This window comes from Boseongicola aestuarii, assembly GCF_900184815.1.
Classification (GTDB): Bacteria; Pseudomonadota; Alphaproteobacteria; order Rhodobacterales; family Rhodobacteraceae; genus Boseongicola; species Boseongicola aestuarii.
In genome coordinates this window covers 170,623-192,052 of sequence record NZ_FXXQ01000004.1, presented here as the reverse complement: position 1 = coordinate 192,052, position 21,430 = coordinate 170,623, and the positions used below count along the sequence as shown (strand labels likewise).

Below are 21,430 nucleotides of genomic sequence, written 5' to 3'. Positions count from 1 at the left end.
GCTTGAAAAGCGCATGTTTTCCTAGCCCTTTGCCCGCCGATTCGTTACACTGACAAGCAGACCCGGACAACCGGGCATACTTCGGCAGTTCGAGCAGGACGCATGACAGAAATGGTATATGGCTCAGTCCCCACAAGGGACGGCGAGCCGATTCTTCCACGGTGGTGGCGCACGATCGACAAATGGTCGCTCAGTGCGGTCTTCCTGTTGTTCGGCATAGGGCTTTTGCTTGGGCTCGCAGCCTCGCCTCCGCTGGCCCAGCGCAACGGGTTTTCCGATTTCTTCTATGTGCAACGTCAGGCCTTTTTCGGGACAGTTGCAATATTTACCATGTTCGCGTTCTCACTGATGTCTCCGCAAACCGTGCGCAGACTGGCGGTGATCGGCTTCGCCTGCAGCCTTGTCGCGCTCATGCTCCTGCCGATCTTAGGTACCGACTACGGCAAAGGCGCTGTGCGCTGGTTCTCGCTCGGTTTCGGCTCGATCCAACCCTCCGAGTTCCTCAAACCCCTCTTCATCGTCGTCGCTGGCTGGATGATCGCCGCCTCGAACGAAGTCGCAGGTCCGCCCGGCAAAAGCTATTCCTTCGCGCTCGCACTCTTCATCGTGCTTCTGCTCGCCCTGCAACCCGACTTCGGCCAAGCCAGCCTTGTGCTGTTCAGCTGGGGTGTGATGTATTTCGTCGGCGGCGCGTCCTTCTTCATCCTCGCCGGAATGGCGGGACTCACTGTCGTCGGCGGCGCGCTCGCCTACCAGAATTCAGATCACTTCGCCCGACGGATCGACGGCTTCCTTTCGGCAGAAGTCGACCCGACGACGCAACTCGGCTACGCCGCAAACGCCATACGCGAAGGCGGTTTCTTTGGCGTCGGCGTCGGCGAAGGCACCGTCAAATGGTCCCTGCCGGACGCGCACACCGACTTCATCATCGCCGTCGCCGCCGAAGAATACGGCCTGATCCTCGTCCTCGTGATCATCTTCCTCTACGCTACAATCGCGCTTCGGTCGCTCTTCCGCCTCATGCGCGAACGTGATCCCTTTATCCGCCTCGCAGGCACCGGCCTCGCCTGCACCTTCGCCGTGCAAGCCATGATCAACATGTCCGTCGCCGTCCGCCTCCTGCCCGCCAAGGGCATGACATTGCCTTTCGTCAGCTACGGCGGGTCCTCCCTCATCGCAGGTGGCATCCTGATCGGAATGCTCCTCGCCCTTACCCGCACCCGTCCTCAGGGCGAGATCGCCGATCACCTGATCCGGAGAGGCCGTTGAGCAAACAGCCACATCTTGTCATCGCCGCAGGCGGCACTGGCGGGCACATGTTTCCCGCTCAGGCCCTGGCCGAAGAAATGCTCAAACGCGGCTGGCGCGTCACCCTCTCCACCGACGCCCGAGGCGCGCGCTACACCAGCGGCTTTCCCGATGCTGTCGCAGTAACCGAAGTTAACAGCGCCACCTTCGCGCGCGGCGGCCTCCTCACCAAAGCTCTGGTCCCATTAACCATTCTCGCCGGTATCGCCGCCGCCAAATGGCGCTTCCTCATCGACCGCCCTACCGTCGTCGCAGGTTTCGGCGGCTACCCCTCGATCCCCGCAATCGCCGCCGCTTGGGCCTTGCGCATCCCCCGCATGATACACGAACAAAACGGCGTCCTTGGCCGCGTGAACCAGGTCTTCGCCCGCCGCGTGAACACCGTTGCCTGCGGCACCTGGCCCACCGCCCTGCCGTCAGGCGTCACTGGCACCCACACCGGCAACCCTGTCCGTGCCGCAATCCTCGACCAGCACAAGGCGCCTTACCCGGACGCAAACGACGGCCCCCTGAACATCCTCATCATGGGCGGCAGCCAAGGCGCGCGCATCCTCTCGGACATCGTCCCGGACGCCATCACCCGCCTCCCCGACGCCCTGAGACCGCGCCTGCATGTCAGTCATCAGGCCCGCCCCGAAGACCTCGCCCGCGTCACCGACGCCTACACGCTCGCCACCATCCACGCTGATGTCCAAACCTTCTTCAACGACGTGCCACAGCGCATGAGCGCAGCCCACCTCGTCATCTCCCGCGCCGGAGCCTCCTCCGTCGCCGATGTCTCGATCATCGGCCGCCCTGCTATCCTGATTCCCTTCGCCGCCGCCACGGCAGATCACCAGACCGCCAACGCAAAGGGCCTTGTCGACGCAGGCGGCGCTTTGCTCATCGCTGAAAGCGCCCTTGATCCCGACGCGCTTTCCAAGCACATCCACGCCATCCTGACAGACCCGGATCGCGCCCGACAAATGGCCGAAAACGCCTTGTCTACAGGCACACCAGACGCAACCGAGCGCCTCGCCGCGCTGGTCGAACAACTCGCGGAGTAAGCCCGATGAACGCAGCAGCAGCGACCAAACTGCCCACCGAAATGGGTCCGATCCACTTCGTCGGTATCGGCGGTATCGGCATGTCCGGCATCGCGGAGGTGCTGATCGAAGCCGGCTACATCGTCCAGGGCTCCGACCTCAAAGCGACCAAGATAACCAACCGCCTGCAAGACCTCGGCGCGAAGATCTTCGAAGGCCAGCGCGCCGAAAACCTCGAGGGCGCGGAAGTCATCGTCATTTCCTCCGCCATCAAACGCGGCAACCCCGAACTGGACGAAGCCCGCCGCCTCGGCCTGCCAGTCGTGCGCCGCGCTGAAATGCTGGCTGAACTCATGCGCCTGCGCTCCAACATCGCAGTCGCGGGCACCCATGGCAAAACCACCACCACCACGATGGTCGCAGCCCTGCTCGACGGTGGCGGCATCGACCCCACGGTAATCAACGGCGGCATCATCCACGCCTATGGCTCGAACGCGCGCGTCGGTCAGGGCGAATGGATGGTTGTTGAGGCCGACGAAAGCGACGGCACCTTCAACCGCCTGCCCGCGACCATCGCCATCGTCACCAACATCGACCCCGAACACATGGAACACTGGGGCACCATAGAGGCCTTGCGCAAAGGCTTCGACGACTTCGTCTCGAACATCCCGTTCTACGGCCTCGCCGTGCTGTGCACCGATCATCCCGAAGTTCAGGCGCTTGTCGGGCGCATCACAGACCGCCGCGTCGTGACCTACGGCTTTAACTCTCAGGCCGATGTCCGCGCCGTTAATCTTCGTTACCAAAACGGCATCGCCCACTTCGATATTGTCCTGTCCCAGGACGATATGGTCATCGAAAACTGCACACTGCCCATGCCGGGCGACCACAACGTCTCCAACGCCCTGTCCGCCGTCGCCGTTGCCCGCCACCTAGGCATGAAAGCCGCAGAAATTCGCGAAGCGCTCGCCAACTTCAAAGGCGTCAATCGCCGCTTCACCAAGGTCGGCGAAGTCGATGGCGTCACCATCATCGACGACTACGGCCACCACCCGGTCGAAATCGCAGCGGTCCTCAAGGCCGCGCGCCAGGCCGTGGGCGACAGCCCCAACGCACGTGTCATCGCCGTCCACCAGCCCCACCGCTACTCTCGCCTCTCGACCCTGTTCGAGGACTTCTGCACCTGCTTCAACGAGGCCGATGTCGTCGGTATTGCCGAGGTCTATGGCGCTGGCGAAGACCCGATCCCCGGCGCCACACGCGAAGACCTCGTTGCCGGCCTGATCCGCCACGGACACCGCCACGCCCGCGCGATCATCAGCGAAGACGACCTCGAACGTCTGGTGCGCGAACAGGCACGCCCCGGCGATATCGTCGTCTGCCTCGGCGCCGGCACGATCAGCACTTGGGCAAACAACCTTCCTGGTCGTCTGATGAAACAGGCCGGCTGATATGGCGACGGCAGCTGCCGCTCTCGTCTATTTCACCATTCTTCTGGTCAGCTTTCTCGCCGCCCGCAAAATCGTCGCCTTACGCGGGCTGAAAGGCGCGATCGGCCTCGCGATGTGCTGGGCCGCCCTCCTGGCCGTCTTTGCCTATGCGCCCTCTCTGGCACCCTTCGTCCCGCTCGACCAAAGCCTGTCCTTTGCAATTGCCCAGATGGTGCTGGCCGGTTCTGCATTCGGGATTCCCGCCGGAGCTTACGACCGTTTGAGGCATCGGAACAAAAGACCTCCTTCCGGCGAATAAGGACAATCCCCGCCACAATGCGCCCTTAAAGTACACGTTTTTAGTCAAATTCAGAGCGTATTTTAGTTGAATACTGCTAAGGCGTCATAGAGCAAGACGTGACAGTGTAGTGAGTTTGACTGCGGACCGTTCGGAACGCTTTCGGCATGTAGCCAAAGCATTTTCTCGGGGGGCCAAAGTCGCAAGTAAAGAGTGTTGATGCCATGAATTTCTTTGAAAAAGCCCAAGCGCGCGCACATGCGCAAGAAATCCTCGGACTTACAGGTCATCCTGATCCGGATGAAATCCGCGCCGCCTACAAGAAACTCGCCTTTGAAAAGCACCCGGATCGCGGCCAGGGAACGGCCGACGAATTCGCCCGCATTTCAACCGCTTATGCGCTCTTGAAAGACGACAAAGGCTATACTGCGGCGGATGCGCTTCAAACCGCGCCCACGGACACCGGAGCCACCACCATTCGCCCCAAGGCCCAGCGCCCTGCAAGTGTTCCAGTCAATACAATGGTCGACGAAGACGCCAAGGCGGCAAGCTATGTCTCACCGCGCCGTCTGCGCACGGCCATGACCTCGCGCATCTGCAAAATCAACGCGAACGAAGCCCAGGAATGCCGGACCCTGCTCGACGAAATTCCCTTCATGGCTGAGCCGGATCAAGACGAGATTTCCCTGCGCGCCAGCATTCTGGACGTCATCAAGACCACAGGCGCGCCGCATGTCCCCCACAAAAACCACTTGCCTTACGCGATACGCCAGAGCGGTCGCCGCATCTCGTACATGGTCAGTGCTTCGATCGAAGAAGGCGTGAACCGCGTGGCTGTGCCAACAGGCGCGTTCACCGACAATCGCAAGGTTCGTCCCATCATCGTGCGCTTCAAAGCAAGCGAAGAAGGCGCGGGAACACATGTCGTCGCCGCCTCGACGCTGGCCGAATCCTTTCCAGGAGCAAAAAGCGTGCGCATTCATTTCGCACTCGGCGAATGGCCAAAACCGGCTGCGGAAATGCAGCGCGCCTACGCGTAATTCACGGGCCTTCCACCGCTGCCAGCCCCGGCGGCGGCGAAGGTCATATCGATCATGCGCTGCGTTCCGCGACTGAATTCCAGCGGTGCCGGATAATCCATTTCGCCGCGCATCGCCTTGCCGAAATTCTCGACCTGCGCGACGTATTGATTGACCGCGAACCGCCATAGCCGCGTCTCGTCGGCGTTGATCAACTGCACTTCGGCGTCGCCAAATGAAAGCGGATTGAATGGAGCCGTAACGCGCAAGACACCGCGATCCCCGTGAAACGACATCTCCTGAAACAGATGCATCCGCATGCTCACCACGGCCTCGAAAGTGAAGCCCGGAAACGTCGCGTTGACGCGCGCCACGGTATCGACGCCGTTTTCCCATGACACATCCGCCCAGATGACGCTCGGCTCCTGACGTGTTGCAAACCGTTCCGTTCCAAAGGGATAGACTCCGATATCGCGCAAACCACCGCCCGCGGTCTCGGGGCGATTGCGGATATTCTCCGGGCGATCCACGTTGTTATAGGTAAACACCCCGCGCACATGCGCCAGTTTGCCAACGGCGCCTTGCGCGATCAAATCCCGCACTTTCATCCATTGTGGATGGTGTACTGGCATAAAGGCCTCGGCGGCCAGCAGTCCCGCGTCATCGCGCGCGGCAATCAATCGATCAAACTCTGCCTCTTCCAGCGCAATCGGTTTTTCCGTCAAAACGGCCTTGCCCGCGGCCAGCGCTTTCAGCGTCCACTCCACATGCAGATGGTTTGGCAGCGGTACATAAACGGCATCAATCGCGTCATCCGCAAGCAAGGCATCATAATCATCATACACCTGCAACCTAGGCTGAAATGCCTGAAACGGCTCGGCTTTCTTCGGATCAGACGTCGCAATCGCCGCGAATTCCGCGTTCCGCGCAGCGTGAATCGCCGGAGTCATTTGCTCGCGCGCAAATTTCCCTGCTCCCAAAACACCCCAACGCACCGGATCAGGCATCTTTCATTTCCCCGCCCGGATCATCCGGCCCACCCTTCTGCAAAACACGCGCCACCTCGGACACAAAGTCCTCGCCGCGTTTCTCGAAGTTATCGTATTGGTCGAAACTTGCCGCCGCCGGGGCCAACAAAACCGTCTCACCCGCCAGAGCTTCCGCGCCCGCCCGCCCGACCGCTTCGGCCATAGTCTCGCAGACCTCACAAAGCGATCTGCCTGCCATTTCGTTCAACTCCAGCGCCACTTCCGCCGCCTGTCGTCCAATGGCATAGGCTTTCGACACGTTGCCCAAATGGGGTGCCACAGCAGAAAGGCCGCCGTCCTTCATCTGCCCGCCAACGATCCAACGCACGCCCGAAAACGCGGCCAAAGCTTTGGCCGCGCTGTCCACGTTGGTGGCCTTGCTGTCGTTAACGAAGGTTACCCCGCCTTTTTCTCCGACAATCTGGCTGCGATGCGGCAGGCCTTCGAAACTCTGGAAACCCTGCTCAATCAACTTTGGTGCCAGTCCAAGCGCGCGCAGCGCCGCGAAGGCCGCACAGGCGTTCTGGTGATTGTGCGCTCCCGGCAATCCACGGACGGCACGCAGATCAATCGAAGCCACCTGTCGCGACTTCCTGAATTCCGCCAAAAACCCTTTGCGAACAAAGACATTCCAGCCTGCACCGCCCAGCTTCTGGCCCGATGAAATCCGGATCACCCGGTCGTCTCCCGCCCCTTCCGAAAGCTGTCCGGCCAGAAGCCGTCCTTCGGGTTCATCGACACCGATCACCGCGCGATCCGGTCCACCTTCCGCAAACAACCGCCGTTTCGCCGCAAAATACCCGCCAAACCCGCCGTGGCGGTCAAGATGGTCCGGGGTAAGATTGGTAAACACCGCGATATCAGGTGTTAGCGAACGCGCCAGCTCCGTTTGATAAGACGACAATTCAAGCACCACTATTCCGCCATCCCCCGGCGGATTGATGTCCAGAACGCCACGTCCGATGTTCCCGGCCAACTGGCTTTCACGTCCCGCAACCTCAAGGCAATGGTGGATCAAAGCCGAAGTCGTCGACTTCCCGTTCGACCCTGTCACGGCGATCACCCGCGGCACCGTTTCAAAGCGGTCCCATTCCGGTACCGCAAGCGAGCGAAAGAACAATCCGATGTCGTTGTCCACCGGCACACCCGCCGCCTGCGCCGCCGCGACATAGCGGTTTGGCGCGGGATAAAGATGCGGAATTCCTGGCGACACGATCAGCGCGTCCACAGCCTCCCAAGCGCCGCCGCGCCCAAGATCATGCAACGTCAGTCCCTCGCCCGCGGCTCGCTCTCGCGCGGCCTCCGCGTCGTCCCAACACAATGCCACGCCACCACCTGCCATAATGGCACGCGCCGCCGAAAGGCCCGTTCGACCCAACCCTAGCACGGCAATCCGCCGGTCCTCGACGCCCCGGACGGGGATCATGGCCTAGATATCTCCGTCATCATCAACTTCGATCTGCCCCGAAATCCGGCGCCACAAGATGCCCCAATACATCCCGACCGCCAACACCACCGAAAGCGCCAGGATCGCGACCCAGGTCATCATGCCGGGGTCGTCGATCGACAGCCAGCCAAGGTCCAGCAACACCCAGACCAACGCCGCGATCACCGCCAGCACAAGCGTGACGCCCAGTGCGCCGATGCCCCGCAAGACCGCTGTCAGAAACACCACGTAAATGACCAGCAAGACAAGACCGAACAGCACCACCAGTGAAGTTTGCTCATTCCAGGACGCTCTCGCCCATTTCACAAAGCTCAGTTCCGTCGGATTGAACGTGGTCGCAAGCAACACGAATGCCACCAACCACCGTATCAAGAAACCCATCGCCATTCACTCCTGTTAACGCGTCTCGCTGAACGACAGGTCGTGGACCGCCGTTCATCTTCATTAATCTTAACGTACTTTCAGGGTCGCCAACCCGACCAGAGCAAGAATAAGACTGATGATCCAGAACCGAATCACGATCTGTGGCTCGGCCCATCCCTTTTTCTCGAAATGATGGTGGATCGGCGCCATCAGGAACACACGTTTGCCAGTGCTTTTGAAGTACAGCACCTGGATAATGACGCTCATTGCCTCGACGACGAACAGACCGCCGATAATTCCCAAAACGATCTCGTGTTTGGTCGCCACCGCAATCGCTCCAAGCGCGCCACCTAACGCCAACGACCCGGTATCCCCCATGAAAACAGCCGCGGGCGGCGCATTGTACCACAAGAATCCAAGTCCTCCGCCAATCAGTCCGGCAGTAAATATCAGGATCTCACCCGTGCCCGGAACGTAGTTGATCCCAAGGTATTGCGTGAAATCCGTGCGTCCAACTGTATAGGCAATCACCCCCAAAGACCCCGCCGCGATCATCACCGGCATGATCGCCAGGCCGTCCAGACCATCGGTCAGGTTCACCGCGTTGGCGGACCCGACAATGACCAGCATGGCGAATGGCAGAAACAATATACCAAGGTTAACAAGTCCGCTCACAACCGGGATCGCCACCCGGTTCTGAAGCTCTTCGGGATGCATTCCCACAGCCCAATACGCCGCCACCGCGGCGATCACGAAACCAATTGCCAGACGCACCCGGCCGGACACGCCGGCATGCGAATTGCGCGTCACTTTCTGATAGTCGTCGACGAACCCGATGGCACCGAACGCAATGGTCACAAACAGGACCATCCAGACAAACCCGACGTCCAGCCGCGCCCAGAAAAGCGATGATGTCACTACCGCACCAAGGATCAGTACACCCCCCATCGTCGGCGTTCCGGCCTTGCCTTCGATATGGCTTTCCGGCCCATCATCGCGGATCGGCTGACCATGCTTCTGACGCCGCCTCAGCAGGTTGATCAACGGTTGCCCGAACAGAAATCCGAACACCAGGGCGGTGAAGAATGCCCCGCCGGCGCGGAAGGTTATATATCTGAAAAGGTTGAAAAAATCACCCCCGTCAGAAAAGAGCGTCAGCCAATAGAGCATCCTAATTCCGTTCCTTGTCTGCGGCGGTCCTGCGCCGCTCGCTCTGTTTTCTCAGCGCATCGACAACAAGACTTACCTTACTGCCTTTCGACCCCTTGACCAGCACCACATCACCCGCGTCCGCCAGGTGATGCGCCTCTGCCGCCATCTCTTCGGCCGTCGTAAAACTATGTCCGCGCTTTTCGTCCGGCAGCGCGTCGTAAAGGGCGCGCATCCGTTGCCCGACGCATTCCACCCGGTCGATCAGTTCCATCGCAGGATGGTCGGCGATCGCTGCGTGCAGTTCCAGTTCGGTCGCGCCAAGCTCCAGCATGTCCCCCAGCACCGCAATCCGTCGCCCGCGCCGAAAGCGACCCACGCCATCGGTGGGATTAACCGCGGTTAACACCCAAAGCGCGGCCCCCATCGACGCCGGATTGGCATTGAACGCGTCGTCGATCAGTTCGAAAGACCAGCCTTCGACCGGGTCCAGAACCACCGTTTCGCGTTGCCCTCGCCCGGCCGGCGCGCTCCAGGCGCCGATGTCACACGCCGCGACATCCGCGTCCGCCCCCACCAGGCAAGCCGCGCCGTAAACCGCCAGCGCGTTCATCGCGAAATGCCGCCCCGGTGCCCCGACGCGAAACAGAAAACGTCGCCCCTGGAACTGGCCGCGCACGACGCTGCTTTTCTCGCCCAACTGGATATCTTCTGCATAAAGCCCCGCCCCCGGCAAAGCCCCGAACCCAATTCTCTGCGCCTCGCAAGCCTTTGCTTTGTCGTCCAAAATCAGCGCCGTTTCGATATCAGCGTTAAACAGGGCAACCCCACCGGGCTCCAATCCTTCAAAGATCGAGGCCTTCTCGTGCGCGATCTCCTGAATGCTCTCAAACGCTTCAAGATGCGCGGCAGCCACGGTGGTGATGATCGCCAGATGGGGGCGCGCCATGTTGGAAAGCGGCGCGATCTCTCCCGGTGCATTCATGCCAATTTCGATGATCGCAAACTCGGTGTCCTGTGGCATCCGCGCCAAAGTCAGAGGCACACCCCAGTGGTTATTATAGCTCGCTTCGGCTGCGTGGGTGCGTCCCTGACGCCCCAGAACATCGCGCAGCATTTCTTTCGTCGATGTCTTGCCCGCCGATCCGGTCACCGCGATGACCCGCGCTGTCGTGCGCGCACGCGCAGCACGTCCCAAGGCTTCCAGACCTTCCAGCACGTCGTTAACGATGATTAACGGTGCATCCGGTCCAACGCCCTCCGGCACGCGCGACACAAGCGCCGCAACCGCGCCCCTTGCCAATGCCTCGGCGACGAAATCATGCCCGTCGCGCACATCCTTCAGGGCGACAAACAACTCGCCCGCTTCAATCGTGCGCGTGTCGATGGACACACCCGTGGCCGCCCAGTCCGGCCCCTGCGCTGTCCCGCGCGTCGCGGCAACCGCGCTTGCCTTTGTCCAAAGCGCGCTCATAATCCGCGACCGTCCAGCGCGGCGACGGCAATGCTCGCCTGTTCGACGTCATCGAACGGCAAAATCGCATCTCCGACGATCTGACCCGTCTCGTGCCCTTTGCCCGCTATCAGCAATGTGTCGCCAGCCCCAAGCGCGTCGACACCGCGCAAGATCGCCTCGGCGCGGTCCGCGACTTCGCTCACATCCGCAGCTCCCAGCCGCGCCCCGTCCAGCACTGCAGCCCGGATCGCAGCAGGGTCTTCGTTGCGCGGATTGTCATCAGTCACGATCGCGATGTCCGCGTAATCCGCAGCCGCGCGCCCCATCAAGGGTCGCTTTGCACGATCTCGATCACCGCCAGCCCCAAATACCACGATCAGCCGCCCCAGAACATGCGGGCGGATCGCCTTCAGCGCGGTCAACAGAGCCTCCGGCGTGTGCGCATAATCGACGAAAACCGTCGCCCCATTGTCGCGCCGGGCGGCAAACTGCATCCGTCCGCGCACAGTCTCCAGGGCGTGCAAACCGTCGAATACCTCCTCGGCATCCGCGCCCGTGGCGATGCAAAGCCCGGCCGCCACCAAGGCGTTCTCGGCCTGAAAACCACCGATCAGCCCAAGCCGCACCTGCCGGGTCTTTCCGGCCCATTCAAACCGGCATTCCTGCCCGGTCGTGTCAAACCGCTGACCCAGAATGCGCAACACCGCATCCTCGCGCCGCCCGACCGTCAACAGGTCCTGCCCACGCGCTTCGACAATGTCGGCCATCCGCGGCCCCCAGGGATCGTCAATGTTAATGATCGCCGTCCCGTCTTCCGGCAGGACACGCTCGAAAAGTCCCGCTTTCGCCTGAAAATACTCCTCAAACGTGGCGTGATAGTCCAAATGATCCTGGCTGAGATTGGTAAACGCCGCTGCCGATAAACGCACAGCATCCAGCCGTTTCTGCGCCAGTCCGTGCGAAGATGCTTCCATCGCCGCATGGGTAATCCCCGCATCCGCGATCCGCGCCAAAGCCCGGTGAAGCGTGATCGGTTCCGGCGTCGTAGCCTGAAGCGGCGCTGTAAACGCACCCTCGATTCCGGTCGTTCCGATGTTCACGGCCTCGGCGCCCATTTCCGCCCAAAGCTGGCGCGTGAACGATGCCACCGACGTCTTCCCGTTGGTGCCGGTAACGGCCGTGATGATCTCGGGCTGCGCCTCGAACCAAAGTGCGGCGCAAAACGCCAGCGCCTCCCGCGGGTCCTCGACGACGACCAGAGGAATGCCGCTTTCGGCCAGAACATCCGCCGCGATTCCGGCACCCTCGCGGTCCGTCAAAACTGCGCCCGCGCGCATCCGAATAGCGTATTGAATGAACTCGGCGCCGTGAACCTGCGTGCCGGGAAGCGCACAAAACAGGTGGCCGTCCTTGACCTCGCGACTGTCCACCGACAAGCCCGTCACACGGATATCTCCGGCATTGCGCGCGGTCAGCCCAAGCTCTGACAGCGATTTCGTCTTTGCCTGAGTCTGCATCTTTTTCGCGCCTCGCGGGTCTAGTTCCGGGCCAGTGTTATACCCGTGGGCGTGCCGGTTTCAACGTCCAGCGAAAGGCTCGGCGCAAGCCCCAAGAGAGGCGCGACCCGCCGGATCACTTCGGCCGCCACCGGGACCGCTGTCCAACCGGCTGTTCGGCGAGGTTCCTGACCACTTGTTTCGACCGGCTCGTCCAGCGTGACGACCAGAACGTACTGCGGATCGTCCACCGGAAAGACGCTGGCGAAGGTCGCGATGACTTTATCCTCGTAATAGCCGCCGGTTGATTTCGGCTTGTCGGCCGTGCCGGTCTTGCCACCGACGCGATACCCCGCAACTTCACCAAACGACGCCGTGCCACGTGTCACCACCTGTCTAAGCATCTCGCGTGCCTGTCGCGAGGTATCTTCGCTGATAATCCGGGGTCCGGGCACTGGGTAATCTTTCTTAAGAAGCGTCGGCTCGACCTTCAGCCCACCATTCAAAAGTGTCGCGTATGCCGAAGCCAGATGTAGCGGAGACGCCGAAATCCCGTGCCCATACGAGATCGTCATCGTGGAAATCTCCGACCAGTTCTTTGGAACCAAAGGCCGTGCGCCGCGCGCCTCGATCAACTCGACCGGGGTCGTTTCAAGCAATCCCAGGTCGCCCAGAAACGCCTGCTGACGTTCGGTTCCAATCATTTGCGCAATCCGCGCCGTGCCGATGTTTGACGATTTAACGATCACGTCCTCGACAGATAAGGCTTTGCCATAATTGCGAAAATCGCGGATCTTGTGCTTGCCCCAGCGGAGTGGCCCTTGAATATCCACCATCGTCGAGCGACTGACCAGCCGCTCTTCAATGCCTTGGGCAACCGCGAAAATCTTATAGGTCGATCCCAGCTCGTAAACGCCCTGCACAGCCCGGTTGAACAAAGGCGAGTCGCCCGGATCGCCGGTCGTCAAAGGCTGGGGCCTGTCATTGGGATCAAAGTTGGGAAGGCTCGCAATCGAAACGATCTCGCCGGTGTTAATGTCCATTAACACGGCCGCAGCCCCTTTGGCGTTCATCAGGCGCATCCCGCCCTCAAGTATGCGCTCAACCGCAGCCTGAACCGTCAGATCAAGCGACAAGGCCAGCGGCACGTCGCCCCGGCCGGGGTCGCGCAACTCGGCGTCCATCGCCTTTTCCAGTCCCGCAACACCGATCACTTCCGCAGACGACACGCCCTCACGCCCAAACCCGGCGCCGCCAAGGACGTGCGCTGCGACCTGACCGTTTGGATAAAGCCGCATCTCGCGCGGCCCGAACAACAACCCCGGATCACCGATATCAAACACCGCTTGCTGCTGTTCCGGGCTGATCCGCCGCTTGATCCAGATGAATTTCCGACCGCCCGTGAACTGCCTCAGCAGCCGCTCTTCCTGCAAATCCGGGAAAATCTTCACCAACTCCCGCGCCGCCCGTTCGGGCTCGATCATCAAGGGCGGCTGCGCATAAAGCGCATGAGTCGTCAGGTTCGTCGCAAGAATGCGTCCGTTGCGATCCGTGATATCCGCCCGCGTCGCCAGGATCTGCGCCCCAGAAGCCGCAGCCCGCGGCTCGACCGGGTCCGACCCAGCGATCATCGACATCTTCAAACTGACCATGGTGAACGCACACAAGAACACTACGCCCAGAACCAGCAACCGCCCCTCAGCCCGCGCCCGCGCGCTGTCGCGCTCGGCTTCGTGGCGTTCGGCAAGGTTTTGGCGCTCAATAATGTCCGGATTCTCGCCCGCACGGCGTGCTGCCAGAATTCTTGCCAGGGGTCGAAGCGGAGTGCGTGTCATTCGCTATCCCTCAAACGGCTCATCACCTCAATCGGCACCATGATCGGCGGCAAAGGCTCAATTGGATAAGTAATCTGATCGATATGGCCGAAATGGTCCGGACGAAGTGGCAAAAGTTCAAGTCGGTCGAAGTTCATATCGGCCAAATCCGCCAACCTCTCCGGGCGATTGAGATATGCCCACTCGGCCCGCAGTACTCCGGCGCGCTCGCGCAGCTCTGCAATCTCCGAACGAAGCTCCCGCACCTCGCGCAGGCTCGCTTGCGTCTCGTAATTCTGTCGATACGCCCAGACAGCCAGCACCATCACAAGGCACGCCGTCAGGACATAAAACACCGACCGCATCTACCGCTCTCCCATCTTTAACTTTGGTAAACCCAGCTTTGCGCGCTCCACCGGGCCCGCCGGAGCATCCGTCCGACGTCCCACGCGCAAATTCGCCGACCGCGACCGGGGATTGCGCGCAATCTCATCGGCGTCGGCAGGAATGGCCTTGTTTCTTGCCTGAAACCGCGCCGCTTCTACCTGTGCCTCAGGCTGATAACGATTGCCGCCGGACGCCTTGCCCGACCGCTCCTGAAAGAAGCGCTTCACCACGCGGTCTTCCAGCGAATGAAAGCTCACAACTGCCAGCCAACCGCCCGGTTTCAGCGCGCGTTCCGCCGCCTCCAACCCTTCGACCAGTTGACCAAATTCGTCATTCACCGCAATCCGCAACGCCTGAAACGTGCGGGTCGCCGGATGGCTCTGCCCTGGTTTCGGACGCGGCAAACACCGCTCGACAATCGCCACCAATGCTGCCGTCGTCACGATCGGCGCCTCGGCTCTCGCCGCCACAATCGCCCGCGCAATCCGGCGCGAAGCGCGCTCCTCGCCATAGTGATAAAGAATGTCCGCCAGCAGTCCTTCGTCTGCCTCAGCCACGATATCCGCCGCAGAGGTCCCCGCCTGGCTCATGCGCATATCAAGCGGTCCATCCCCCATGAACGAGAACCCCCGCTCGGCTTGATCCAACTGCATCGACGACACACCAAGGTCCAGAACCACCCCATCGAGAGGCTCATTAACATACTGATCTAAATCGGAAAATGTGCCCTCGACCAAATCAAGACGGTCCCCGTATTCACCCGCCCATTCCTTCGCCATCTCGAAAACCACCGGATCGCGGTCAACACCTGTGACCCGCGCGGCACCTGCCGCCAGCAACCCCCGCGCATACCCGCCAGCCCCGAACGTTCCATCAAGCCAATGGCCCGAAATGGGCGCGCACGCCTCCAAAATCGAGCCAAGTAGAACAGGAATATGCGGATCACGGTTTTGGGCCTTGGCAGCGGCGGCCATGGTCAGCCTCCCCCGCCACCAAAATCAAGAAGCGTCAGCACATCGAAGTCCTCCGGCTGCTCATCCAGCCAGGCTTCAGTCTTGGCTTCTTCAATTTCTTCGTAGGTCTCAGGCTTCCATATTTGGAACGTATCGCCCGATGCGATGAAATATGCTTCGCCCTCAAGGTCGATCTTCTGGCGCAGCTTCGCCGGCAGAACAATCCGGCCCGTCTCGTCAACCGTCGTCAACAACGATTGACCATTGAACAGCTTTTCCAGCATCCGCCGCTCGATTGAACCGCGCGACATACGGTCGATTTTCGCGTCAACCTCGTTGGCGGCGTCAATCGTATAACACTCAAGATATCTGCGGCGGTGATCGCCATACACAATCACCAGTTCAGGCGCCTTGTTCTCGGACCACGCAGGATCGCCGGCTTCAAGCACACGGCGAAACGAGGCCGGGATAGACACCCTGCCCTTCGTATCCACCTTGTGATGGCCTTCGCCTCTGAACCTGCGAACCACTGTCCCGCGGCCCCTTTCAAATTTCTGCCCCCTAAAACCGAAAGCGGCGGATCGAACTGCTGCCAGAGTTCGATCCGCCGCCCTCGTCCCGTTACCGGGTTAGTCCAGCTGCGCGCGCCACCTGGGGGGATGTCTGCTCGCCCGCGCGCCGGATCTCGTGTGGTCGGTTTTACGACCTGAATAGAAGCGAGTGCCTGTATGAAACCTGCTATTATTATTTGGGTTTGGGGTCTTTTGCGCCCCGTATCACGTGTCCCGCTCTATCCGATGAGACGAAATTGGCATGGGAATTCGTGGGAAGCAATAGAAATCTTTGGGCCAGGCAGGGAAATCCCCTTGTTTCCTTGGATTTTCCGTCGTCAGGAACACAAGATATGTGATCAATATATAGATATTTCGCCAATATAACACAACATATAGTATACTCAAGAAATCCCACCTTTTCAGCAGGATCCCTGTGAAATCTGGCGAAAATCCTAGCACAAGCCCTCGAATCACCGATTCCAGCGGTATTTGCCACCTCATTCCCATGAGAAGGCCATGAAGTACCATCTGTGTGCCATAGACGACTCACTTTGGCCCGGCGCGTCCGCAATCAGCGTCCGCGCGGACCAGATCCAGCTTTAAAAGATCGCTAACACGCAGAACGGGTGCACCGACGCGATACCGACGTCGCTGTTTCAGCCCATTCCGCCGTCGATCAGCCGCTTTGCAAGGGCGTGATAAGCATCCGAAACCGGCCCCTCACCCAACGCAACCGGCCGCCCTGCGTCCCCAGCCAGACGCACATCAAGCGACAGGGGAATTTCCCCAAGGAACGGCACGCCCAAACGGTCGGCTTCGGCAGCAACGCCGCCGTGACCAAACAGATGCGCCTCGTGCCCGCATTGCGGGCACACATAGGTGGACATGTTCTCGATCAGCCCCAACACAGGCGTGTTCAGTGTCTTGAACATGTCCAGCGCCTTCCTCGCGTCCAGCAAGGCCACATCCTGCGGCGTCGACACGACAATCGCGCCCGTCAGTTCGGTGCGCTGGCACAACGTCAGTTGCACATCGCCCGTCCCCGGCGGCAAATCGACGATCAGAACGTCCAGCTCGCCCCATTCGACCTGACCCAGCATCTGCTGCAATGCGCCCATCAACATCGGCCCGCGCCAGACCACGGCCTTGCCCTCTTCCATCATGAAGCCGATAGACATCAGCGTAACACCATGGGAATGCAGCGGAATAATTGTTTTTCCGTCCGGCGAAGCGGGGCGCTTGTTGATCCCCATCATCTGCGGCTGTGATGGACCGTATATATCAGCGTCCAAAAGACCGACCCGCCGCCCCTGCTTTGCCAGCGCCACGGCAAGATTGGACGACACCGTTGATTTCCCGACGCCACCCTTGCCGGATCCCACAGCAATAATGCGATCCACGCCCGAAACCTTGGCCGGCCCGCCCTGTTGCGGCTTGGGATGTCCGCCGATCTTCAAGCTTGGGGGCTCTTTTGCGGGCGGTGCCGCCGGACCGTGTGCGGTCAATACGACCGAGGCCGCCTCGACGCCCGGCAAGCCGGCCACAATCGCCTGAGCCGCCGCCCGCACCGGCTCCATCGCACGTGCCACCTCCGCGTTTGGCGCTTCAATCACGAATCGAACCGACCCACCGTCCACCTGAAGCGCCCGGATCAAATCCGCCTCGACCAAATTGCGCCCGTTCGGCAGCGAAACAGCGCGCAGCCTGTCAAGAATTTCTTCACGTGTAATCGGCATATTGATCGCTCACTTTTGCAATTCGTGCTCTACTTGCGACGCATCCCCGCCCGAGACAAGGCCACCGGGGCCATTTGCCGCTTTTCTCATCGTTAAGCTTGAAAACGCGCCAGCGACCTATGACGATGCTGCATAGCAGCATTGAGGCATCGTCCATTGTGCACCTGCAGCATCGCCTTAAGTATGGGTCACAAGCAACATGGTGCAAACAAAGCAGGGCACCAGCAACAGGACAACGATTATGAGTGCAATCGACTTTTTCAACGCGAAAGACCGCAGCGCGAACCGCGCCGGTTTTCTTGGCGGGCTGACCAAACGCGTGCAGCGTTATCGCACTTACCGCCAGACCCTTGACGAGCTTCAGTCGCTTTCCGACCGCGAGCTCGACGATTTGAACATCTCGCGCCACTCGATGCGCGCCATAGCGTATCGCGCAGCCTACGACGGCTAAGCGACCCTCGATCAGACGGCCCTTCCTCCTCCCTGGGTCTTCTGTAAATAGCGGCGGCACCTCCTCCTCCCTGGTGTCGCCGCCTTTTTTTTGCGTCGCTTCTGTGGAACGACGCATGGCGTGTATCGAATTTCGCAGAAAATCACGGGCGGTCACCCGGTCGCCAATTAAGCGCCAGAGACCCACAACCCACTAATATCAATCTAAAACGGCGCCTCCACGTCCCCCATCCCGACGTAAACGGCCTTCATTTCCGAGTAATTCTCAATCGCCCCCTTGGAATTCTCGCGTCCCACACCTGACAGTTTCGACCCCCCAAACGGCATCTCAACCGGTGCTGCATTATAGTGGTTGATGTAACAGGTCCCCGCCTCGAACGCTTTCACCACCCGATGCGCCCGCGCAAAATCCTGCGTGAAAACCCCCGCCGCCAGTCCGAAAACCGTGTCGTTCGACCGCGCAATCGCCTCTTCTTCGGTGTCGAAATCCAGCACCGACAAGACGGGACCGAAAATCTCCTCACGTGCAATCGTCATATCATCCGTCACGCCGGTAAACACCGTCGGCTCAACGAAAAATCCATCGCGATCCGCCCGCTTTCCGCCATGCGCCACCACGGCGCCTTCCGCGATCCCCTGTGAGATATACCCAAGCACGATCTCCATCTGCGCCTCGCTCACCATCGGCCCAAACGTCACGGCTTCATCCAAAGGATCACCCATCACCACGCCGGCCTTCAGCCGCTCTACCAGTCGCGCAACAAAGGCCTCGCGAACGGATCGCTCGACGTAAACCCTTGTGCCGTTGGAACAAACCTGACCCGACGAATAAAAGTTCCCAAGAATGGCTCCGGAAACAGCCTTGTCCAAATCCGCATCCGCGAAAATCACCATCGGTGATTTCCCGCCCAACTCCATCGTCACGTGCCGCATCCCTTCGGCCGCCGCCGCGTAAACCTTGCGCCCCGTCGGCACCGAGCCAGTCAACGACACCTTCGCCACCCGCGCATCCGTGATCAAGGACGCCCCGACAGCGCCGCGCCCCTGCACCACATTGAACACTCCGTCCGGCAATCCGGCTTCAGACAGGATCTCTGCAATCCGAAGCGCCGACAAAGGCGTTGTCTCCGAGGGCTTAAACACCATCGAGTTGCCACAGGCCAAAGCCGGAGACGCCTTCCAACATGCTATTTGCGTTGGATAATTCCACGCCCCGATCCCTACGCAAACCCCCAGGGCCTCGCGGATCGTATAAGCCCAATCGCCTCCCGGCAGCGGAATATGCTCACCCGTCAAAGACCCTGCCAACCCGCCGAAATACTCCAGTGCATCCGCCCCGCTCGTCGCATCCGCCACCAGCGTTTCCTGCAAGGGTTTACCCGTATCCATCGTCTCAAGTTCAGACAAAGACCGGTTTTCGGCGCGGATCATATCCGCTGCCCGCCGCAAGACGCGTCCGCGCTCGGTTCCGCTTAATGCCGCCCAGGCCGGTTGCGCCGCCTTGGCTGCCGCCAAAGCCTCCTCGACAATCGCATCCGTCGCCTCATGCAACCGCGCGATAACCTCGCCGGAGGCAGCGTAAACGCAGTCGATCGCCGCACCAGCGGTGTCCTCGACATATCGACCGTTGATGAAATGGCTGGCTTTGGGTTGTGCGCGCATCGGATGAACTCCTCTATCTGACCACCTGTCACACCACGATCCGGCCGTTTGAGCAAGTCCGCTCCCTGCCCGTTCACCCTTTTGAAAATACCACGGGAGGGTCCGGGAGGGCAGCGCCCTCCCGCAACTATCAACACAAGGCAACAAGTCTCTCGCACTTCAAAGTCGCCACAGCTAGCCTTGCGCCCATGAACACCGACCGTCCCGTCCTCGGCATCCTTCTGATGCTTGGCTTTTGCGTCCTCGCCCCTTTGGGGGACTCCATGGCGAAACTGCTCGGGGGCAGCATGGGCGTTGGCCAACTGGTCACCGTGCGATTCGCGCTTCAGGTCGCCATTCTTGCCCCTATCGTCTGGTTCACGGGCAAGCCGCTGGCGATGCGGGGGCGCGTGCTCCGCCTGACCATGATTCGCACGACCCTCCACATCCTCGGCATCGGCATGATGTTTCTCGCGCTAAGATACCTGCCCCTTGCAGACGCGCTGGCCATCGCCTTCGTGATGCCCTTCATCATGCTGATCCTAGGGTATTTCGTCCTAGGCGAAGAGGTCGGCCATCGACGCATCATCGCTTGCGGCGTCGGCTTTGTCGGCACGCTGTTCGTGATCCAGCCCAGCTTCGCCCAAGTCGGCTTGCCTGCCCTGCTGCCCCTTGGCGTCGCCCTCGATTTCGCGTTGTTCATGCTGGTGACCCGTCAGGTCGCAAAAGACGTCGACCCCATTTCACTGCAAGCCACCTCGGGCCTCATCGCGGCGGGGATGCTCTTGCCGCTCATGCTGATCGCTACACCCTTCGATATCCCCGGCCTCGCCATGACACCACCCGCCGGCGACGAATGGGTGCTCCTCTTGGCGCTCGGAGGCATTGGGACCTTCGCGCATCTCCTCATGACATGGTCGCTGCGCTTTGCCCCGTCGGCCACGCTGGCCCCAATGCAATACCTTGAAATTCCGGTCGCTGCCGCCCTCGGCTGGCTGATCTTCCGCGACTTTCCAAACGGCATGGCGCTGTTGGGTATCTGCATCACGATTTCGGCCGGCCTCTACATTATCGCCCGCGAACAACGTCTTAGCCGGTCAGTGACGACACCACAGACCCCAGCGCCGCCCGCGGCGTGATCACCAACATGCCGCGGGCGTCAAACGTCAGGCGCACCGGCCCGGTCACCCGGTTTGACGTGCCGATACGCCCCGCCGGCGAAAAGGCATGTGGATCAAGCGGCCACTCCAACCCTTCCGAGCGCCCCCGGATGTCCGCCATCGGAAACAACGAGAACCGCGAGCCGACCTCAAGATCAAGCGACAACTCCAAAGGTGCGGCGAAGACAACGTCGTCTTCCCCCAGCACAATCACCGGCGCACCACGGTCTTGCACCAACGCCGACATCACCGCCAAAGTGTGGTCGATCCGCCCGTTGGCAAACCCCACCGCAATCACGAAAGGCGCATCGATCAATGTCAGGGATTTCTCGAAATCCGTCTTGTCCTGATCGTAAACCTCGAACACCTTGTCGGCCCCGATGCGCTCGGTCGCCGACCGTGATACCGAATCAAGGTCACCGATGATCGCCACCGGCACGGCCCCCAACCCCAGCGCCCGATCCGCCCCACCATCGGCGGCCACCAGCGTCGGAGCAAATTTCAACGCTTCCTCAAGGCTTTGTGCGCTAGGCTCCGCCCCACCCACCAAAGTGACGCCCTGCCGGGATTGAACTTGCCGCTGATCCATGGCCGAATACCTGCTATTGCCCGAGGCGCCACAATTGTGACGCGAAAAAAACCTGTGAATTCCTTAGGAGTATCCCTATTTCCGACCCGCTTCTTGGTAAACACAATGTTGCTGGATAAGGGAGAAA

Annotated in this window: 20 protein-coding genes; 7 read left to right on the top strand and 13 right to left on the bottom strand. The window is 60.7% G+C overall.

Annotated features, from left to right (window positions below):
* Positions 1 to 102: 102 nt before the first annotated feature.
* The 5 genes from BOA8489_RS08205 to BOA8489_RS08185 all read left to right on the top strand — a co-directional run bounded on the left by BOA8489_RS08205 (position 103) and on the right by BOA8489_RS08185 (position 5,101).
* A complete protein-coding gene (locus tag BOA8489_RS08205; RefSeq protein WP_093973525.1) occupies positions 103 to 1,269 on the top strand; it encodes a peptidoglycan glycosyltransferase FtsW in 1,167 nt (388 codons plus the stop codon).
* A 47-nt stretch (positions 1,270 to 1,316) separates the two neighbouring features.
* Positions 1,317 to 2,354: a UDP-N-acetylglucosamine--N-acetylmuramyl-(pentapeptide) pyrophosphoryl-undecaprenol N-acetylglucosamine transferase gene (locus tag BOA8489_RS08200; protein WP_093973596.1), complete on the top strand. Its 1,038-nt coding sequence runs from the start codon at positions 1,317 to 1,319 to the stop codon at positions 2,352 to 2,354.
* A gap of 5 nt (positions 2,355 to 2,359) precedes the next feature.
* Positions 2,360 to 3,784 carry a UDP-N-acetylmuramate--L-alanine ligase gene (gene murC / locus BOA8489_RS08195; RefSeq protein ID WP_093973524.1) on the top strand — a complete coding sequence of 475 codons (1,425 nt, stop codon included), beginning with the start codon at positions 2,360 to 2,362 and terminating at the stop codon, positions 3,782 to 3,784.
* A 1-nt stretch (position 3,785) separates the two neighbouring features.
* Positions 3,786 to 4,082, top strand: a complete 297-nt coding sequence (locus BOA8489_RS08190; RefSeq protein WP_093973523.1) for a hypothetical protein — start codon at positions 3,786 to 3,788, stop codon at positions 4,080 to 4,082.
* A 203-nt stretch (positions 4,083 to 4,285) separates the two neighbouring features.
* Entirely contained in the window at positions 4,286 to 5,101 is an 816-nt protein-coding gene (locus BOA8489_RS08185; RefSeq protein ID WP_093973522.1) for a J domain-containing protein, read from the top strand.
* On the opposite strand, the gene BOA8489_RS08180 is transcribed toward BOA8489_RS08185, so the two are convergent.
* The 11 genes from BOA8489_RS08180 to BOA8489_RS08125 all read right to left on the bottom strand — a co-directional run bounded on the left by BOA8489_RS08180 (position 5,092) and on the right by BOA8489_RS08125 (position 17,463).
* Positions 5,092 to 6,087: a Gfo/Idh/MocA family protein gene (locus BOA8489_RS08180; RefSeq protein WP_093973521.1), complete on the bottom strand. Its 996-nt coding sequence runs from the start codon at positions 6,085 to 6,087 to the stop codon at positions 5,092 to 5,094. The two genes, BOA8489_RS08185 and BOA8489_RS08180, sit on opposite strands and share 10 nt — an antisense overlap.
* On the bottom strand, positions 6,080 to 7,534 hold the full coding sequence (gene murD / locus BOA8489_RS08175) for a UDP-N-acetylmuramoyl-L-alanine--D-glutamate ligase (RefSeq protein WP_093973520.1): 1,455 nt from the start codon (positions 7,532 to 7,534) through the stop codon (positions 6,080 to 6,082). The genes BOA8489_RS08180 and murD overlap by 8 nt, the downstream gene beginning before the upstream one ends.
* Positions 7,535 to 7,537: 3 nt before the next feature.
* Complete coding sequence (locus BOA8489_RS08170; RefSeq protein ID WP_093973595.1) at positions 7,538 to 7,936, bottom strand: DUF6524 family protein; 399 nt, start codon at positions 7,934 to 7,936, stop codon at positions 7,538 to 7,540.
* Positions 7,937 to 8,005: 69 nt separating this feature from the next.
* Complete coding sequence (gene mraY / locus BOA8489_RS08165; RefSeq protein WP_093973519.1) at positions 8,006 to 9,088, bottom strand: phospho-N-acetylmuramoyl-pentapeptide-transferase; 1,083 nt, start codon at positions 9,086 to 9,088, stop codon at positions 8,006 to 8,008.
* Position 9,089: 1 nt separating this feature from the next.
* Positions 9,090 to 10,541, bottom strand: a complete 1,452-nt coding sequence (locus BOA8489_RS08160) for a UDP-N-acetylmuramoyl-tripeptide--D-alanyl-D-alanine ligase (protein WP_093973518.1) — start codon at positions 10,539 to 10,541, stop codon at positions 9,090 to 9,092.
* On the bottom strand, positions 10,538 to 12,040 hold the full coding sequence (locus BOA8489_RS08155) for a UDP-N-acetylmuramoyl-L-alanyl-D-glutamate--2,6-diaminopimelate ligase (protein ID WP_093973517.1): 1,503 nt from the start codon (positions 12,038 to 12,040) through the stop codon (positions 10,538 to 10,540). Before BOA8489_RS08155 ends, BOA8489_RS08160 begins: the two co-directional genes overlap by 4 nt.
* A 20-nt stretch (positions 12,041 to 12,060) precedes the next feature.
* Complete coding sequence (locus BOA8489_RS08150) at positions 12,061 to 13,854, bottom strand: peptidoglycan D,D-transpeptidase FtsI family protein (protein WP_093973516.1); 1,794 nt, start codon at positions 13,852 to 13,854, stop codon at positions 12,061 to 12,063.
* Entirely contained in the window at positions 13,851 to 14,198 is a 348-nt protein-coding gene (gene ftsL / locus BOA8489_RS08145; RefSeq protein WP_093973515.1) for a cell division protein FtsL, read from the bottom strand. Before ftsL ends, BOA8489_RS08150 begins: the two co-directional genes overlap by 4 nt.
* Positions 14,199 to 15,194 carry a 16S rRNA (cytosine(1402)-N(4))-methyltransferase RsmH gene (gene rsmH, locus BOA8489_RS08140; RefSeq protein ID WP_093973514.1) on the bottom strand — a complete coding sequence of 332 codons (996 nt, stop codon included), beginning with the start codon at positions 15,192 to 15,194 and terminating at the stop codon, positions 14,199 to 14,201.
* Positions 15,195 to 15,196: 2 nt separating this feature from the next.
* Positions 15,197 to 15,703, bottom strand: a complete 507-nt coding sequence (mraZ, locus tag BOA8489_RS08135) for a division/cell wall cluster transcriptional repressor MraZ (protein WP_093973513.1) — start codon at positions 15,701 to 15,703, stop codon at positions 15,197 to 15,199.
* A 680-nt stretch (positions 15,704 to 16,383) separates the two neighbouring features.
* Entirely contained in the window at positions 16,384 to 17,463 is a 1,080-nt protein-coding gene (locus BOA8489_RS08125) for an Mrp/NBP35 family ATP-binding protein (protein WP_093973511.1), read from the bottom strand.
* 241 nt (positions 17,464 to 17,704) lie between these two features.
* Here BOA8489_RS08125 and BOA8489_RS08120 point away from each other — a divergent pair, with 241 nt between their 5' ends.
* On the top strand, positions 17,705 to 17,914 hold the full coding sequence (locus BOA8489_RS08120) for a DUF1127 domain-containing protein (RefSeq protein WP_093973594.1): 210 nt from the start codon (positions 17,705 to 17,707) through the stop codon (positions 17,912 to 17,914).
* A gap of 203 nt (positions 17,915 to 18,117) precedes the next feature.
* On the opposite strand, the gene betB is transcribed toward BOA8489_RS08120, so the two are convergent.
* Positions 18,118 to 19,575, bottom strand: a complete 1,458-nt coding sequence (gene betB, locus BOA8489_RS08115) for a betaine-aldehyde dehydrogenase (protein WP_093973510.1) — start codon at positions 19,573 to 19,575, stop codon at positions 18,118 to 18,120.
* Positions 19,576 to 19,763: 188 nt separating this feature from the next.
* Between betB and BOA8489_RS08110 the strand changes: the two genes are divergently transcribed.
* Entirely contained in the window at positions 19,764 to 20,693 is a 930-nt protein-coding gene (locus BOA8489_RS08110; protein ID WP_093973509.1) for a DMT family transporter, read from the top strand.
* On the opposite strand, the gene BOA8489_RS08105 is transcribed toward BOA8489_RS08110, so the two are convergent.
* Positions 20,644 to 21,303 (bottom strand): thiamine diphosphokinase, encoded by a 660-nt coding sequence (locus BOA8489_RS08105; RefSeq protein WP_093973508.1) that lies wholly within the window; start codon positions 21,301 to 21,303, stop codon positions 20,644 to 20,646. The genes BOA8489_RS08110 and BOA8489_RS08105 overlap by 50 nt on opposite strands.
* Between the last annotated feature and the right edge of the window lie 127 nt (positions 21,304 to 21,430).

Bases quoted from the DNA above. Each gene is read 5' to 3' on its own strand.
- BOA8489_RS08205 (WP_093973525.1), top strand. From the start codon at position 103: ATGACAGAAATGGTATATGGCTCAGTCCCCACAAGGGACGGCGAGCCG.
- BOA8489_RS08200 (WP_093973596.1), top strand. From the start codon at position 1,317: ATGTTTCCCGCTCAGGCCCTGGCCGAAGAAATGCTCAAACGCGGCTGG.
- murC (WP_093973524.1), top strand. From the start codon at position 2,360: ATGAACGCAGCAGCAGCGACCAAACTGCCCACCGAAATGGGTCCGATC.
- BOA8489_RS08190 (WP_093973523.1), top strand. From the start codon at position 3,786: ATGGCGACGGCAGCTGCCGCTCTCGTCTATTTCACCATTCTTCTGGTC.
- BOA8489_RS08185 (WP_093973522.1), top strand. From the start codon at position 4,286: ATGAATTTCTTTGAAAAAGCCCAAGCGCGCGCACATGCGCAAGAAATC.
- BOA8489_RS08180 (WP_093973521.1), bottom strand. From the start codon at position 6,087: ATGCCTGATCCGGTGCGTTGGGGTGTTTTGGGAGCAGGGAAATTTGCG.
- murD (WP_093973520.1), bottom strand. From the start codon at position 7,534: ATGATCCCCGTCCGGGGCGTCGAGGACCGGCGGATTGCCGTGCTAGGG.
- BOA8489_RS08170 (WP_093973595.1), bottom strand. From the start codon at position 7,936: ATGGGTTTCTTGATACGGTGGTTGGTGGCATTCGTGTTGCTTGCGACC.
- mraY (WP_093973519.1), bottom strand. From the start codon at position 9,088: ATGCTCTATTGGCTGACGCTCTTTTCTGACGGGGGTGATTTTTTCAAC.
- BOA8489_RS08160 (WP_093973518.1), bottom strand. From the start codon at position 10,541: ATGAGCGCGCTTTGGACAAAGGCAAGCGCGGTTGCCGCGACGCGCGGG.
- BOA8489_RS08155 (WP_093973517.1), bottom strand. From the start codon at position 12,040: ATGCAGACTCAGGCAAAGACGAAATCGCTGTCAGAGCTTGGGCTGACC.
- BOA8489_RS08150 (WP_093973516.1), bottom strand. From the start codon at position 13,854: ATGACACGCACTCCGCTTCGACCCCTGGCAAGAATTCTGGCAGCACGC.
- ftsL (WP_093973515.1), bottom strand. From the start codon at position 14,198: ATGCGGTCGGTGTTTTATGTCCTGACGGCGTGCCTTGTGATGGTGCTG.
- rsmH (WP_093973514.1), bottom strand. From the start codon at position 15,194: ATGGCCGCCGCTGCCAAGGCCCAAAACCGTGATCCGCATATTCCTGTT.
- BOA8489_RS08125 (WP_093973511.1), bottom strand. From the start codon at position 17,463: ATGCCGATTACACGTGAAGAAATTCTTGACAGGCTGCGCGCTGTTTCG.
- BOA8489_RS08120 (WP_093973594.1), top strand. From the start codon at position 17,705: ATGAGTGCAATCGACTTTTTCAACGCGAAAGACCGCAGCGCGAACCGC.
- betB (WP_093973510.1), bottom strand. From the start codon at position 19,575: ATGCGCGCACAACCCAAAGCCAGCCATTTCATCAACGGTCGATATGTC.
- BOA8489_RS08110 (WP_093973509.1), top strand. From the start codon at position 19,764: ATGAACACCGACCGTCCCGTCCTCGGCATCCTTCTGATGCTTGGCTTT.
- BOA8489_RS08105 (WP_093973508.1), bottom strand. From the start codon at position 21,303: ATGGATCAGCGGCAAGTTCAATCCCGGCAGGGCGTCACTTTGGTGGGT.